Origin of the sequence: Sulfurospirillum diekertiae (assembly GCF_002309535.1) — a bacterium.
In the GTDB taxonomy this organism is placed as follows: Bacteria; Campylobacterota; Campylobacteria; order Campylobacterales; family Sulfurospirillaceae; genus Sulfurospirillum; species Sulfurospirillum diekertiae.
The window spans coordinates 1,175,013-1,189,842 of record NZ_CP023275.1; the positions used below are offsets into that span (position 1 = coordinate 1,175,013).

Here is a 14,830-nt window from a genome sequence, read left to right on the forward strand (position 1 = left end):
TGCCGAAGAAAACTAAGCGTTAGCGTAGCTTTTAGAACTTTGCCCTAAAAGCGTGTCACTTAATTAAGAAGCAGCAAAAAAGTGCTTACGCACACCTTTTAGAACAGAAATCTCAATCGGCTCATCCGCAAAACTCTCATCACACGTAAGGTGAATGCTCTCTAGCTCTTTTTGTGGGCATTCGCCAATTTTTTGGGTCAAGAGAAGATGGCAATCGGAGAGGGCATTTTTGATCTCTTCGATGGGATAGGTTCCATTGCAGTTCTCTTTCCCCATACAGTAAGAATTTTCAACTTTACGGTGCATAATAAATTTAATTGCTTTATCACCAGCTTCGTAGATCAAAAACTCTTTCGCACTCCCAAAATGGTCGTTAATGAGCCCATTTCCACGAGTGGTAACGGCGACAAGCATCGTATCGCCAGTAGAGCTAAGCTCATCTTTATTTGTCGCATCTTCTTGAGTGATTTTGCCATTGGCGGCACGTAATGCTCTTCTCCATGTTTCGATGTTTTCATGTGTTTTCATACGTTGGTTAAGGTTGTAATGATGAGAAAGTTCTGCAAAACTTTTGTCAGCGAAACTCTCTTTGAAAAATTCATCGCTACGATCTTCACCCAGCAAACCAACCGCGTCAGCTCTGCATTGGCGACAATGGCGCATCAATTTTACATTGATATCACAGGCTTCTTGCGCTTTCATCAGTTGTTTATGACTTGCACTTGGTACGCCATCTAGTCCAAATTTGGTACCGTATTCTGGTTTTGAGATGATTGGCATGACGTTTTGAATGAAAACACCGAGCTCTTTGACTTTCTTAGCAACAAGCGGAAGATGCTCATCGTTGATACCTGGAATTAAGACGGAATTGACTTTGACAAGAATACCTCGCTCAACCAACATTTGAATGCCAAGAAGCTGTTTTTCAAGCAGCAGTTTAGCCCCTTCAACACCTCGGTGTTTTTTGTGTTCGTAAAAAACCCACGGATAGATTTTAGAGCCGATTTCACCTGTTTCATCAACAGAGTTAAGGGTCACAGTCACATGCTCAATATTATATTTTGCAATCTCATCAATATGCTTATGAATCATCAAACCATTGGTTGAAAGACAGAGTTTGATGTCAGGCGCGTATTTTTTTAAAAGGGCAAATGTCTCGAACGTTTGCTTAGGATTGGCAAGTCCATCCCCTGGTCCTGCAATGCCCACGACGCTGAGTTGTTGAATAAGTCCGCCTACATGTAAGACTTTTTTCACCGCCTCTTCGGGGCTTAGTTTATAGCTCGTAACACCGGGACGACTTTCATTTGAACAGTCGTACTTACGGTTACAGTAGTTGCATTGGATATTACATGCAGGAGCTACTGCAACATGGATACGCGCATAATGTTGGTGGGCATCTTGGCTATAACAAGGGTGGTTGTTAATCTTTTGCATGATGCTAGCATGAAGTTCATTTTGTGTGTTAGTGGATGATGTGCAAGAACAACTCATGTGCGATCCTTTAGAATTTCTTTACTCTAAAGTTTGCACAAAGTGTTCCTTGGAAAGTAAAAAACGAGTCTTTAAATGTAAGAAGACTTGCCTAATCTTTTAGTTCAAAATAAATAGCACGGATTCTTTCAATATTTTCACTAAAAAGGTCAATTAAGGTAGGGTCAAAATGTGTTCCTCTATTTTTTTTGAGAAATTCATATGCCTCTTCAAAACTCCAAGCGGTTTTATAGGTACGTACTGAAATAAGCGCATCAAACACATCGGCGATAGCGACAATTCTACCAAAAATAGAAATTTCTTCACCTTTTTTACCCAGTGGATAGCCCGTTCCATCCCATTTTTCATGATGTTCTAGTGCAATGAGTGCGGCAGCTTTAAGGTATTCGTTTTCGTTGTCGAATAAAAGGTCATAACCTATTTGTGTATGTGTTTTGACGATCTCAAATTCTTCTTTACTGAGTCTATCAGGTTTAAGCAAGATTGTATCCGTGATGCCAATTTTACCTACATCATGCATGGGAGCAGCGAGTTCAATTTTATAAATGTCATCATGATTTAAATCCATTTCTTCGGCTAAGAGCGCGCTATAGAGTCCTACACGTTTAGTGTGTTTAGATGTCTCTTGGTCTTTAAATTCTGCAACAGAAGCGAGTTTGTTGATAATCTTCGTTTGAGTATCGCGTAGTTTGTCATATAAAATGGCATTTTCAATGGCAGAAGCGGCGTAATTAGAGATAAGAAGTAAAAGTTCAGCATCAACGTTGGTAAAAAAGCCTTCTTTTTTATTGAGCGCTTGAAAAACACCAATGGTGTTTTCTTGATTGTCAAGTAAGGGAACAGCAAGAATAGTGTGTGTCAAATAGCCCGTGGCTTTATCGACATCAGGGTTAAAACGATAGTCATTGTAAGCATCCACAACAATTTGTGTCTCTTTTGAAAGGGCAGAATACCCTGCGACACCTTTTTGCGTACTGATATGAATGGGATGAACTTCATGTGCCACTTTTGACCAGAGTTCTTCTTTCTCTTTATTGTAAACAAAAATAGAACAACGATCAGCTTGTAGGATGTCCCGTGCAAAATTTGCCATGGACTCTAAAACATCGTTCAAGCTTCTTGTTTTGTTAATGACTTTACCAAACTCCAATAAAATAGCAAGTTGTTTTTCCGCTGAATTCATAGTTTTCTCTTACGTGGAAGGATGTAATCGTATTATAACCAAGTTTTCATATTCTTGTAGGCAAAATTATGAGCTTTATGTATAATACAGAATCAGAAAAGTTTGGAGTAAGAATTCAAATGCAAAAAAAAATTAAAGTTCTTTTAATCGAAGACAATTATGAAGAAGCGACTCAAGTAGCTCAATATTTGGAGAGTGTGGGTTTTGAATTGGATATTTCAGAAACAGCAGTTGATGGGCTTTTGAAGCTTTCGGCACAGCATTATGATCTTCTGCTTCTCGACCTTAGCCTGCCTGATTTTAGCGGTTTTGAGGTGATTAAACAGATTAATAATCGAACAAGTATTCCTATTATCGTATTAAGTGCCCATTCTGATTTAGAAGCGAAAGTACAAGCCTTTCGTTTTGGGGTAGATGACTATTTATGTAAGCCATTTATGCTTGAAGAGTTAGAAGTGCGTATGTGGGCAATTTTAAAACGTTGTTCCATGATCAAACTGGAATACAATAAAAATAATCTTGCCATTGATTACAATAGCCAAACAATTTTACTCAATCAAAAACCACTCTCTCTGACAGCAATAGAATATAAAATACTTTCTTTCCTCATAGAAAACAAAAATAGGGTGGTTTATCGCAATGTTTTAGCGATTCATCTCTCTTCTTTAAGTTCTCCACAATCTTTGAATTATCATATTCAAAATATTCGTAAAAAGCTTGATGATGACCCAAAAAAGCCAAAATACATTATGACAGAGTATGGAACAGGCTATCGTTTAGTCTTGTAAAACGCTCATTTCCTAATAATCCTCATACAAAACTTATAATAAACCATTTCTTTGGTGTATAATCAAAGAATTGATCCAAGATGATGAGGAAAATGATGGAAGCATCAGCAATGGAGGACCTAAGATCTCGTTGTAAAAATGTGAAGATTTTATATGTTGAAGACGATGAAGTTACTCGAAAATACACCCAGTCTATTTTAAGCGAATTTTTTGATTGCATTGATGTTGCGAGTGATGGGAAAAGTGCTTATGATATGTTTTTTGATGCAGAAATTGCTCTACCTCACTTAGGTATTTCACAAGAACACCAAATACAAAAATACGACCTCCTTATTACGGATCTGAAACTACCCAGATTAGATGGTATTTCTTTAATCACTAAAATTCGTAAATTTTGTAAAGAGACGGCTATCATTGTCACATCAGCCCATAATGATGTGGAATTTTTAATTGAAACAATTCGTTTGGGGGTCGATGGTTATATTTTAAAGCCTATTGAACTTGATCAGTTTTTCGATTCTTTGAGCTCTACTGTGGAAAAAATCCTTCTCAAAGCAGAATATCGCGCGTATACGAATGATTTAAAGAACACAATAGTATTGCAAAAAAGTGCCCTTGAAGAACAACTGCATACGGATGCACTCACAAAGCTTCCAAACAAATATACCTTGGATCGTATTTTAGAACAGATACAGCCCTCTGAAGTTCCCACGTTATTTTTGATGAATATTGATAATTTTACAAATTACAATAAGCTCTATGGCATTGAAGTAGGCAATCAAATTTTAAAAGAGTTTTCCCACCATTTTAAAGAAGTTGCGACATCCCTTTGTTACGATGCTTTTCGTATCTCTTCTAATGAATTTGCGATGTTCTGTTTGAACACACAGCTTGATCCTGAAAAAATCTATGAAGATATTGCCCAAACACTTGACATTTTAAATGGTATCGAGATAAAAGTCGAAGGCCTTATTGAAAAAATATTGGTTCATATCTCCATGGGTGTAACGTTTGACCAAGAAAATCTTTTTAAAAAAGCGTTTACTGCTCTTGATTTTGCCAAGCAAACAAATAAAGCTTTTGTTGTTTATACGAGCAATTTAGATGAGACGGAATCGTTAGCCAATGATTTTTATTGGCAAGATGTGATTGCAGACACGCTCAATAAAGACAATATTGTTCCTTTTTTTCAGCCTATTTGCGACAAAGAGAGGGGAATTATTAAATATGAAGCGCTGATTCGTATCAAAACCAAAGACAAATTTGATCAAGATCAGTATGTCTCACCTTATTATTTTTTAGACATTTCACGTCGAACGAAACAATATGATAGTTTAAGTTATAGAATGATCGAAAAAGTATTTGCGATGATGGTGTTATACCCAGATATGACATTTTCGATTAACCTTAGTTTCAGAGATATGCTCAACAAAGAAGTACGTGATTTTATGCGATCTAAAATTCTTGAGTTCAGAAAAAAAAGCAGAGCGGTTCATCTTGTTTTTGAAGTGGTTGAGAGTGAAAAGGTAACGGACTATACAACCATTATAAATTTTCTACACTATATTAAGTACGATGATGCACCGATTGCGATTGACGATTTTGGTACAGGTTATTCCAACTTTTCACATTTATTGGAATTAAATCCAGTCTATCTCAAAATTGACGGTAGTTTGGTTAAATATCTCGATACCGACATGAAGTCATTGAAGCTTGTTAAGGGCATCGTTTCCTTTGCTAAAGCTTTACATGTAAAGACGATTGCGGAGTACGTGCATAAAAAAGAGATCTTTGATCTTTTAGTCGAAATGGGTGTGGATGAGTTTCAAGGTTATTTTATTGGCGAGCCATATTTGGAGTTGCAATGATCTCTCTAACTCCATTTAATATCCTTTTATTACTAGCGTTAATCCTGTTTATTGGACTTATGTGGATTTATTTGCTTTTAAAACAGCATCAAAAATTTAAACAGCTGATTGATTTTGCGATTGAAGGGTTGGTGCTTTCTCATAAGGGGCGTATTGTTGAAATCAATGATCAAGCTTTAAAGCTCTTTAGAGGAGAAAATAAAGAAGAGATCCTTGGTCGATTAATGGTCGATTTTGTAGCCTCTGCATCCAAAGAGCAGATACGCGAAAAATCAATGCAGAATACCCCTATGTATGAGTGTATGCTTCTACGCAAAGATGGAAGTTCTTTCCCTGCATTGGTCAAAGGCTCCATCGTTCACAGTATGGGAAAAACCATGCGAATTTCCGCCATTATTGACCTTAGTGAGCTTAAAGAAGCTCAGTATGCACTCCAAGCGCTCAATAGTACCTTGGAAACTCAAGTTCAAGCACAAATTGAAAAAAATCGACAGCAGGAGATGATGCTTTTTCAACAGTCACGTCATGCGCAAATGGGTGAGATGATTAGCATGATTGCTCACCAATGGCGACAACCTCTCAATGTACTCTCCCTTCTAGCACAAAATATTGCTTTCAAATATAAACTTCAAAAACTTGACGATACCATCATGGATGAGTTTAAAGAGGACTCTATGCGCCAGATTTTGCAGATGTCAAAAACCATTGATGATTTTAGGGATTTTTTTAAACCCGATAAATCTCAGAAAGTTTTTGATGTTAAACAACAGCTTGCACATACGGTTGAAATGGTGAAACCTATTGTTTCGGCACATGGTATTGAGCTCTCTTTTGTCGCCGAAGAAGGTTTACATGTAAAGAGTTTTCCCAATGAGTTTGGTCAGTCGATCATCAACATCTTTAACAATGCTAAAGACGTTCTTTTAGAGAGTTGCGGTGATCATACAAAGCAGATTATTGTTGAGGCAAAAAGAGAGGAATCTGACACGATTATTGTTTCAATAGAAGACAATGGTGGCGGTATTGATACGCTTGTGATGCCTTACATTTTTGAACCTTATTTCTCCACAAAAGGTTCACAAAATGGGACGGGGCTTGGACTTTATATGACTAAAATTATTGTTGAAGAGCATATGAATGGACGTATTCGTGTGGCAAATACTGCCTCAGGTGCGCGATTTGAAATTATATTGCAGGGATTGGTATCATGAAGTTGAATGATCTGAAAGAGGTTCGTCCTTTGATTGTGGAAGATGAACACAATGTTTTAGACTCTTTATTCTCCGTTTTTAATACAGTGTTTGATGAGTTTTATACGGCTCGAAATGGTGAAGAGGGATTGTATCGGTTTTATAAAGATGCTCCTGATATTATTATTACGGACCTACAAATGCCTTTTATGAGTGGATTTCGTATGCTCAATCGCATTCGCATTGAAAATCCAACAATTCCAATCATTATTACATCAGCATATAGTAGTCAAGATCAACGTGAACAAGCTGAAAAATTAGGCGTAAATGGTTATTTGGTAAAGCCCTATGATATGGATATGTTATTTGCAAAAATTGATGAATGCTGTTGTAACTCTACTTTAGGCAAGATCGATCTCGACCAATTTTCCGTTTAAAATCTCAGCAAATTCGACCCCAAACTGGTAACATTCTTCAAGTTCGGATTGACTTGGGATCAGTTTTATTTTAAGCGGTGTAAGTGGTGGTACACGAAGTTTAAGGGATTTAAGACGGGCTAGAATATGGTCGACCGCTTCGCCACTCCATCCATACGATCCAAACGCTCCGGCACATTTACCTTGTTTTTCTAAAAACATCAAACACGAAAGCAAGTCCCAAACAGGTTTGGGGGCATCGGCATTGATGGTGGGTGTGCCGATTAAAAAGCCGTCACTCTCTTCTAAAATCGCTATCATATTTTGTGATTCGATAGAGGCAAGATCATACATATTGGCGACCACACCCTCTATACTTTCACACCCCTCAAAAATGGCTTGTGCCATCTCTTGGGTATTTTTATAACTGGTAAGGTAAAAAATAGAGAGTATTTTTTTGCCACTACCTTTATTCGTGTCAACTTTATGGCTCCATTGTTTATACGCATCAATATATTGATATGGATTTTCGCGTAATATTGGACCATGAAGAGGTGCAATCAGTTCAATTTCAAAACGTTCGTAGAGTTTTAGTGCACTTCTGACATAGCTTTGAAATGGGCGCATAATATGGTCATAGTAGTATTGAAATGCGTATGAAAAGTCACCTACTTTATTGTTGAAAAGGCGTTTATCATAATAGTGTGAACCAAAAACATCCCCACTAAAAAGTAGCTTGTCTTCCTGTACGTAACTGCTCATGGTCTCTGGCCAATGCAGATAGGGTGTCGTGAGAAACGTAATGGTCTTGCCTCCAAGACTAAGCTGTTTATTGGTCCAAATTGTTTCAAAATTGATCTCTTCGCTGTTGGTAAGCGCTTTAAGCATCGTTGTGGCTTGAGGGGAAATAAGCACTTTGGCGTGCGGTGCTCTTCGGATGAGTTCTGGCAGCGCCCCTGAGTGATCAGGCTCAATGTGATGGATAATGACATATTTGATTTCATCATAGGAACACAGTGCTTCTACATGGCGGAAGAAATCATCTTGAAACTCTTTTTTAACGGTATCAACAATAATGACACCCTCAGCAGTTTTAATGAGATACGCATTATAACTAGAACCATTGGCGGTTCGCATGACGATGTCAAACGTTCGAATATCGGGATCAAATACACCTATAAAATAGATGTCCTTAGCTATGGTTATGGGGTGATGGTGCATGGAGAAACCTTTGCATCCAAAGAGGCGGATTGCTATTTTTTAATGTGAGTAGGGTGTTTAACAGGGTATCAATGCGCTCATTTTCTTTCTCAGACTTCAGTACAAAGATACCAGAGCCTTTCACCATTAAAGAAGCGCGCGGTCCAATATGTGAAGCGCACAAAATGTTAGCATCTTCTAAGCATTCAATTTTATAAGCTAGTTTATCGCCTTCTTCAGTGAGTTCATTGGGTGATTCGAGTGCTCTTAAAAAAACAAACGACTCTTCTTGAAGCTCATAGAGATAAAAGCATTTGCACCAGCCAAAATGGTCATTGACATGGATGTTGTCCGTGGATGCAAATGCTATTTTCATCGCTTATTCCGCTACTGGAGTGTGTGCTTGGCGATTAGCAATCGAGATCGCTTCACGGTAAGGTTTAGGAGAAACTTCTGGGAACATGATGCCATTTTTCTTATGCTCACGAATGTTGTAGATGCCACTCTCATGACCTGCAACATAATAGGCATTGTATTCAGCAGTGTAGGGCATATCCCATACAATTGCACCTTCGGTTGGACAGGCATCTGCACATTTTGGCATCGTGCCATCAGAACATTCAATGCATTTTTCTGGTTTAACATAAGTGTTGTCACCATTGACCGGTGAGTCGCTTGCACTGACAATAGCGGTTGCGGGACACTCATCAATACAACTGTCACAGTTGATACAAAGTTCTGTAATTTTTACTGCCATGGTAAATCCTTTTGATGGGAATGGATTAGTAACTCTAAAAAACCTTGCTTGAATGTACCCACGATGTGAAAAGGGCTTGATCGCATCGTGGGTGTTGAGTAAGGGTTTTTAAAGGTACACACCCCTTTTTATGCAAGAGCTGTTCCGTTAAAGATTTTTTTTAAATACAACACGAAGTTTTTTTCTTTATGTGGTATTTTTTTGTTTAGAAACTGCATTAAGAGTTTTGTTTCAGGGCTACTGTAAAAAGGTGCAATGTAAAAACTCTAAATGGAATGGATTGTGCAAATCTATGACTATGGTAAATAGAAAACTGATCAAGGATTTGTTAAACGAGAGTGCTTGTTCTCATAACAAAACCAAAAAAGCGAGCTGTGATAAACCGAAACCTGGAGCGACGAGCGGAGGGTGTGCGTTTGAGGGAGCGCAAATATCACTCTTTCCTTATGCGGATGCTGTGCATTTGGTGCATGGCCCCGACACTTGTCTTGGCGCTTCATGGGAAACCAGAGCAACGCTTACAAGCTATGAAGGTGAAAACAACACACCACTGGGCTATTGCACGAATGTCAGCACCCAAGACATCATTTTTGGTGGTGACAAAAAGCTTTCAGATGCTCTCTCTTACATCGTAGAGCATAAAAAACCTAAGGCGATTTTTGTCTATGAAACGTGTGTCACAGCGATGATCGGGGATAATATTGACTTTACATGTAAAACCGCAGAAGAGCTGTTTCACATTCCCATCGTGCCTGTGCACGCCCCTGGTTTTGTGGGCAGTAAAAACTTAGGATCACGCCTTGCCGGTGAAGCGGTGTTGGACGCTCTTGTAGGTACGCGTGAGCCTGAAGAGATTCATCCTTTTGGCATTAACTTGATCGGTGATTATAATGTGACGGGCGATATGTGGCAATATAAGCCTCTTTTGGAGCGTATTGGCATCAAAGTTGTTTCCTCTCTTTCAGGTGATGGCAGAATAGAGCAGATCCAAACGGCGCATACGGCAAAGCTGAATGTCATCGTCTGTGCAAAGTCGTTGGTGACGTTGTGTCGTAAAATGCAAGAGCGCTACAATATCCCTTATGTGAGTGTCTCCTTTTATGGAAAGCGTGACACGTCCAATGCGATTCGCTCCATCGTCAATGCGTTTGGCGATGCGGAATTGATTGCAAAAGCGGAAACGATCATTGCTGAAGAAGAGGCGAAATTGGAAACGCGTTTGAAGCTGTACCATCCGATGCTCAAAGGTAAAAAAGCGATTTTAAACACAGGTGGAAATAAGTCATGGTCGATCGCCTCAGCACTTCAAGACATTGGCATCGAAGTGGTCGCCACCTGTGTGCAAAAAGCTACGGAAGAGGATGTAGCGATAGCGAGTGAATATGTGCCTATTTTATTTAAAGCACCCGGTGTCGATCAGCCTCGTTTGATTGATGAGCATAAAGTCGACATTTTACTTGCGGGTGGGCGTAGTCTTTACACGGCGATTAAAAAGCGCATTGCCTTTGTCGATGTCAATCAAGAGAAGAAAGTAAGTTACGGTGCATACGGTGGGCTTGAAAACCTCGCCATTGATGTCTGTGCTGCCCTTTCAAACCCTGTCTTTAAACTGGTTGGAAAACAAGCGCCGTGGGACGCGGCATAAATAAATGAGGAGGAAAACATGAGCTTTATTAACCCCAAAGAGATGAAAACAACCACGATGAAGCCTTTACATGTAAACCCTCTTAAGCTCTCACAACCGATGGGTGCGACACTTGCCTTTTTGGGCATTAAAAACTGTATGCCTCTGATGCATGGGGCGCAAGGGTGTGCATCATTTACGAAAGTACTGTTTACACGACACTTTAACGACCCGATCGCCATTCAAACCACTGCTGTTAATGATATAACCGCCGTCATTGATGGAGGCGATAAAGGCATCTCCGAAGCGGTGGAAAACATCACCAAAAAAGTAACGCCTGATTTGGTCGGACTTTTTACGACAGGCATGACGGAAACCAAAGGCGATGATATTAAGGGTGCAACGCTTCTTTTAAAAGAGAAGCAAAAAATGGTGTATGTGCATACGCCCGATTTTGAAGGTGGGCTTGAGAGCGGTTGGAGCTTGAGTATCCAAAACATTATTACTCAGCTCATTGAGCCAACCACGCATGTTCGAAAAGATAAAGTCCTTTTTGTCCCCAATGTCAACTTTAGTCCCATTGAAGTTGAAAAACTCAAAGAAGCGTTGGAACTTCTGGACTTGGAAGTCTATGCGCTTCCTGATCTTAGCGATTCCCTTGATGGTCATCTCGGTGTCAAACAAGGTGCGCTCAGCAGTGGAGGTATTAGCGTTTCAGACATTGAAAAACTGGGTGATGCGGGTGCTGTCATCACCATAGGGCGTTCGGTTAAAAAATGCGGAGAACTTTTTTATGAAAAATTTCCACAAAGTACCCATCTGCATTTTGATAGCCTTATGGGCTTAGAAGCAAGTGATGAGTTTTATGCCAAACTGTTTGAATTCTTAGAGTGTAAAAGTGTGCCCAGTGTGGTCAAACGTTGGCGTGCTCGCTTGCAAGATGTGCTCTTAGATACGCATTTTACCTTGGGAAAAGCAAAAATTCTTATCGCCGATGAACCTGATAGTGCTTATGCCATCTCTAAAGCTTTAAAAGAAGCGGGTGGTTCGTGTGAGGCATATATTGCACAACGCAGTGAGGTGCAAGAAGCCTTTACATGTAAAGTTTCCATTGGCGATTTGGAAGAGGTGGAAAAAGTCCTTCCTACTATGGATCTGCTCATTACCAACTACCATGGTGAGCGTCTAGCCCATAAACACCACAAAGAACTGCTCATTCGAGGTTTCCCCAATTATGAGCAAGTCGGTATTGGACTACGCCATAACATATTATATGAAGGCAGTTGTGCTTTTTTATGCGAAGTAACCAATCTATTAGTCCATCATTAACGAACTTCAATACTTTCAATAGGGCACATTTTGTGCCCAACTCATAATTTCCTTTATCTTTTTTTACTCTATTAAACTTCTTTTCGCAATCAATTTAGAAGTAATTTGGAGTTTTTAATACCCTTTTTGATTCATATTGTGAAAGAATCAATACTTTTTTCGTCAAAAGCAATGATATTTCACATATCTCACATTAAATCTCACATTTAGTTATTAAAATTAAGTTAGAAATAAAAAACACTATTTCAAAAAGGAGTAATACAATGAGTAAAGAGACGATGTCAAGAAGAGACGCTCTAAAGTTGGGCGTAGTTGGGGCAGGTGCAGCCATGTTAAGTGCAGCCAATGCAATGGCAGCAGCACCAACTGAAAAAGATGTCAAATTTGATGAAGAGTACGATGTTATCATCATTGGTTCTGGCTTTGCGGGTCTCGCAGCAGCAGCTAAATCAGCAGAACGTGGTTATAAAGTATTGATTCTTGAAAAAATGGGTCGTGTTGGTGGTAATTCAGCTATTAATGGTGGTGCGTTTGCCGTTCCAATGAATAGAGATCAAAAACAATTTGGTATTGAAGATTCTAAAGCGCTTTTTATTAAAGATGCTTTAAAAGCAGGACTTGGTATTAACCACGTAGAAATGCTGGAGCTAATTGCAGATCGAGCGCAAGAGACATTTGACTTTGCCGTAAAATGTGGTGCAAAATTCCAAACAGGTAAAAAACCAACATGGTTTGGTGGTCATTCAGTGCCTAGAACTATTGTTACTGAAAATATGAGTGGCTCAGGCATTATTCAACCAATGGCAGCATTTGTCGAAAAACTTCCCGGTTGTAAAATGGTAACACGCGCAAAAATGGATGATTTTGTGATGAGTAATGATGGTACAACGGTTATCGGTGTAACTGCGCGTATTAATTACCGTTTTGATAATAAACTTCACAATGATGACATTGAAAACAAGACAGGTGAGAAAAAAGCTTATCGCGCTAAAAAAGGTGTTGTTTTAGCAAGTGGAGGTTTTTCTATGGATAGAGACTTTAGACAACTTCAAGACCCACGTATGACACCCGATATGGATGCAACAAACCATGATGGTGCAACGGCTGGAGCACTTTTAAAAGCTTTCCAAATTGGAGCACTTCCTGTACATATTAGTTGGATTCAAGAAGGACCATGGGCAAGTCCAGATGAGAGAGGTTTTGGTGTAGCACCACTCTTAACACAACAAGGTTTATTCAAATTTGGTGTTGCAGTTGATGTTAGAAATGGTAAACGATTCATGAATGAGATGGCTGATCGTAAAACACGAGCGGATGCTGAGTATGTTATCTTAAGGGAAGCGCCAAAAATGTATCCGGTAGCCATTGGTACGTACAATACATTTGAAGAGCAAATTTATGCAGCGATCGATAAAGGTCTACAAGGTGGCGTTATGAAGAAATTCGATACGCTTGACGCTCTTGCTGCAAACTATAAAATTCCAGCAGATGCACTTAAGGCAACGATTAAAAAATATAATGAAGATGTCAAAAATAGTGTTGAGGATGAGTTTAAAAAACCAACACTTAAAGGTGACTCTCTGAAAGAACTTAAAGGTGGTGATCCTATCGATATGAAAGGACCATTTTACGCAATTCGTTTATGTCCAAAACCTCACCATACAATGGGTGGCTTAAAAATTAATACAAAAGCTCAAGTCATTTCAGCCAATACGAACAAACCGATTCCAGGTTTCTTTGCAGCAGGCGAAGTAACGGGAGGGACACACGGTGCAAGTCGTCTAGGTAGCTGTGCAATTGCTGACTGCTTAGTATGTGGTATGGTAGCAGGAGAAAATATATAAATGCGTAAGAAAAGAACTCTTTGTGTCTTAGGGTTCTTTTTCATTTTCAGTGTCATGTCTCTTTTTGGTGTGGATACAAATACGTCATCGCCCAAAATCAATATGACACCTGAACTTAAAAAAGAGTTTCCTATTAAGGCTCATCATGAAAAGCTGTCTCTTAGCTGTACGGATTGTCATGAAGGTCAGGGTGATGACCCAAAAGATTTGAAATTGATTGGGGATAAAGGGTGCTTGTCATGTCATAAAACAAAACAATTTTTGGCAGATAGGCTAAAGTTTATGGATGCATTACATACCAATCCACATAATTCTATTCATGATGGACCAAAACTTTATTGTGATGAGTGTCACAATGAGCATAAGCCATCTGAAAATATGTGCTTGTCTTGCCATAGTAATGATGTTAAAATTTGGATGAGGCCGACACCATGATCAAAAAAATATTTCTCATCATCAAAAATAACATTCTGCTAATGGGCTTAGTAGGCATTTTGATCGGGCTACTCAGTTCATGGGTTCTTTATGAGGGACTGCATCGAACCAGTGATGATCGTTTTTGTATCGTGTGCCATGAAATGAAACCAATGGTTGCAGCCTATCATAATGATGTGCATGGTGGAAATGGTAAAGTAGGCATTAAAGTATCGTGTGTTACGTGCCATTTACCTCATGACAATGTGATTGCCTATATTGCAACAAAAGCTCGAAACGGCGTTGTCGAAGGAGCGATTCACTTCTTTGGTAATCCTGATGCAATTAATTGGCAGGCAAACCGTGCCAATCGTCAACATTTTGTTCGTGATGAAGCGTGTTATGGTTGTCATACCAACTATAAAACCAATGAAGCGATCAGTGTAAAAGGACGTGAAATGCACGAGCATTATGCCAGCCTCAAAGGAACAGATAAAGAGATAAGCTGTGCTTCTTGCCACGTTGAAATTGGGCACAAAGGGCTTAGAAGCATGCTTAATTACTATAAGCCTGAGTATGAATACTACAAAGGCAAGTTAGATACAAAAAAAGATGAGGCTGAGAAAAAATTAGCCGAAGAGATGAAATAAGCATTATAAAGAGAAGCCCCATTGGTTTTGCGGTAAACGAATGGGGCAGATAGTGCTTTACATGTAAAGCACA

Annotated in this window: 14 protein-coding genes; 9 read left to right on the forward strand and 5 right to left on the reverse strand. The window is 39.2% G+C overall.

The window, feature by feature from the left end:
- Window positions 1-63: 63 nt before the first annotated feature.
- Both nifB and SJPD1_RS06090 read right to left on the reverse strand, forming a co-directional pair.
- Window positions 64-1,494, reverse strand: coding sequence for a nitrogenase cofactor biosynthesis protein NifB (gene nifB / locus SJPD1_RS06085; protein ID WP_096046427.1), 1,431 nt, complete (start codon window positions 1,492-1,494; stop codon window positions 64-66).
- A gap of 91 nt (window positions 1,495-1,585) precedes the next feature.
- On the reverse strand, window positions 1,586-2,677 hold the full coding sequence (locus SJPD1_RS06090; RefSeq protein WP_096046428.1) for an HD domain-containing phosphohydrolase: 1,092 nt from the start codon (window positions 2,675-2,677) through the stop codon (window positions 1,586-1,588).
- Window positions 2,678-2,796: 119 nt separating this feature from the next.
- Between SJPD1_RS06090 and SJPD1_RS06095 the strand changes: the two genes are divergently transcribed.
- The 4 genes from SJPD1_RS06095 to SJPD1_RS06110 all read left to right on the forward strand — a co-directional run bounded on the left by SJPD1_RS06095 (window position 2,797) and on the right by SJPD1_RS06110 (window position 6,960).
- Window positions 2,797-3,465, forward strand: coding sequence for a response regulator transcription factor (locus SJPD1_RS06095; protein ID WP_096047806.1), 669 nt, complete (start codon window positions 2,797-2,799; stop codon window positions 3,463-3,465).
- Window positions 3,466-3,560: 95 nt separating this feature from the next.
- Window positions 3,561-5,333 carry an EAL domain-containing protein gene (locus SJPD1_RS06100; RefSeq protein ID WP_096046429.1) on the forward strand — a complete coding sequence of 591 codons (1,773 nt, stop codon included), beginning with the start codon at window positions 3,561-3,563 and terminating at the stop codon, window positions 5,331-5,333.
- Window positions 5,330-6,544, forward strand: coding sequence for a sensor histidine kinase (locus tag SJPD1_RS06105; RefSeq protein ID WP_226372258.1), 1,215 nt, complete (start codon window positions 5,330-5,332; stop codon window positions 6,542-6,544). The genes SJPD1_RS06100 and SJPD1_RS06105 overlap by 4 nt, the downstream gene beginning before the upstream one ends.
- Window positions 6,541-6,960, forward strand: coding sequence for a response regulator (locus SJPD1_RS06110; RefSeq protein ID WP_096046430.1), 420 nt, complete (start codon window positions 6,541-6,543; stop codon window positions 6,958-6,960). Before SJPD1_RS06105 ends, SJPD1_RS06110 begins: the two co-directional genes overlap by 4 nt.
- Here the strand turns inward: SJPD1_RS06110 and SJPD1_RS06115 are convergent.
- The 3 genes from SJPD1_RS06115 to SJPD1_RS06125 are packed head-to-tail and all read right to left on the reverse strand — an operon-like array spanning window position 6,925 to window position 8,896.
- Window positions 6,925-8,160: an FprA family A-type flavoprotein gene (locus SJPD1_RS06115; RefSeq protein ID WP_096046431.1), complete on the reverse strand. Its 1,236-nt coding sequence runs from the start codon at window positions 8,158-8,160 to the stop codon at window positions 6,925-6,927. The two genes, SJPD1_RS06110 and SJPD1_RS06115, sit on opposite strands and share 36 nt — an antisense overlap.
- Entirely contained in the window at window positions 8,132-8,515 is a 384-nt protein-coding gene (locus tag SJPD1_RS06120; protein ID WP_096046432.1) for a NifB/NifX family molybdenum-iron cluster-binding protein, read from the reverse strand. Before SJPD1_RS06120 ends, SJPD1_RS06115 begins: the two co-directional genes overlap by 29 nt.
- A 3-nt stretch (window positions 8,516-8,518) precedes the next feature.
- Window positions 8,519-8,896 carry a DUF362 domain-containing protein gene (locus SJPD1_RS06125; protein WP_096046433.1) on the reverse strand — a complete coding sequence of 126 codons (378 nt, stop codon included), beginning with the start codon at window positions 8,894-8,896 and terminating at the stop codon, window positions 8,519-8,521.
- A 292-nt stretch (window positions 8,897-9,188) separates the two neighbouring features.
- Here SJPD1_RS06125 and SJPD1_RS06130 point away from each other — a divergent pair, with 292 nt between their 5' ends.
- The 5 genes from SJPD1_RS06130 (at window position 9,189) to SJPD1_RS06150 (ending at window position 14,757) form a co-directional block, all read left to right on the forward strand.
- Entirely contained in the window at window positions 9,189-10,541 is a 1,353-nt protein-coding gene (locus SJPD1_RS06130; protein WP_226372259.1) for a nitrogenase component 1, read from the forward strand.
- An 18-nt stretch (window positions 10,542-10,559) separates the two neighbouring features.
- Window positions 10,560-11,849 carry a nitrogenase iron-molybdenum cofactor biosynthesis protein NifN gene (nifN, locus tag SJPD1_RS06135; protein WP_226372260.1) on the forward strand — a complete coding sequence of 430 codons (1,290 nt, stop codon included), beginning with the start codon at window positions 10,560-10,562 and terminating at the stop codon, window positions 11,847-11,849.
- A gap of 263 nt (window positions 11,850-12,112) precedes the next feature.
- Window positions 12,113-13,693, forward strand: a complete 1,581-nt coding sequence (locus tag SJPD1_RS06140; RefSeq protein WP_096046434.1) for a flavocytochrome c — start codon at window positions 12,113-12,115, stop codon at window positions 13,691-13,693.
- On the forward strand, window positions 13,694-14,128 hold the full coding sequence (locus tag SJPD1_RS06145) for a cytochrome c3 family protein (protein ID WP_096046435.1): 435 nt from the start codon (window positions 13,694-13,696) through the stop codon (window positions 14,126-14,128).
- Window positions 14,125-14,757, forward strand: coding sequence for a cytochrome c3 family protein (locus SJPD1_RS06150; protein ID WP_096046436.1), 633 nt, complete (start codon window positions 14,125-14,127; stop codon window positions 14,755-14,757). The genes SJPD1_RS06145 and SJPD1_RS06150 overlap by 4 nt, the downstream gene beginning before the upstream one ends.
- The last annotated feature ends 73 nt before the right edge of the window (window positions 14,758-14,830 follow it).

Bases quoted from the DNA above. Each gene is read 5' to 3' on its own strand.
- nifB (WP_096046427.1), bottom strand. From the start codon at position 1,494: ATGAGTTGTTCTTGCACATCATCCACTAACACACAAAATGAACTTCAT.
- SJPD1_RS06090 (WP_096046428.1), bottom strand. From the start codon at position 2,677: ATGAATTCAGCGGAAAAACAACTTGCTATTTTATTGGAGTTTGGTAAA.
- SJPD1_RS06095 (WP_096047806.1), top strand. From the start codon at position 2,797: ATGCAAAAAAAAATTAAAGTTCTTTTAATCGAAGACAATTATGAAGAA.
- SJPD1_RS06100 (WP_096046429.1), top strand. From the start codon at position 3,561: ATGGAAGCATCAGCAATGGAGGACCTAAGATCTCGTTGTAAAAATGTG.
- SJPD1_RS06105 (WP_226372258.1), top strand. From the start codon at position 5,330: ATGATCTCTCTAACTCCATTTAATATCCTTTTATTACTAGCGTTAATC.
- SJPD1_RS06110 (WP_096046430.1), top strand. From the start codon at position 6,541: ATGAAGTTGAATGATCTGAAAGAGGTTCGTCCTTTGATTGTGGAAGAT.
- SJPD1_RS06115 (WP_096046431.1), bottom strand. From the start codon at position 8,160: ATGCACCATCACCCCATAACCATAGCTAAGGACATCTATTTTATAGGT.
- SJPD1_RS06120 (WP_096046432.1), bottom strand. From the start codon at position 8,515: ATGAAAATAGCATTTGCATCCACGGACAACATCCATGTCAATGACCAT.
- SJPD1_RS06125 (WP_096046433.1), bottom strand. From the start codon at position 8,896: ATGGCAGTAAAAATTACAGAACTTTGTATCAACTGTGACAGTTGTATT.
- SJPD1_RS06130 (WP_226372259.1), top strand. From the start codon at position 9,189: ATGACTATGGTAAATAGAAAACTGATCAAGGATTTGTTAAACGAGAGT.
- nifN (WP_226372260.1), top strand. From the start codon at position 10,560: ATGAGCTTTATTAACCCCAAAGAGATGAAAACAACCACGATGAAGCCT.
- SJPD1_RS06140 (WP_096046434.1), top strand. From the start codon at position 12,113: ATGAGTAAAGAGACGATGTCAAGAAGAGACGCTCTAAAGTTGGGCGTA.
- SJPD1_RS06145 (WP_096046435.1), top strand. From the start codon at position 13,694: ATGCGTAAGAAAAGAACTCTTTGTGTCTTAGGGTTCTTTTTCATTTTC.
- SJPD1_RS06150 (WP_096046436.1), top strand. From the start codon at position 14,125: ATGATCAAAAAAATATTTCTCATCATCAAAAATAACATTCTGCTAATG.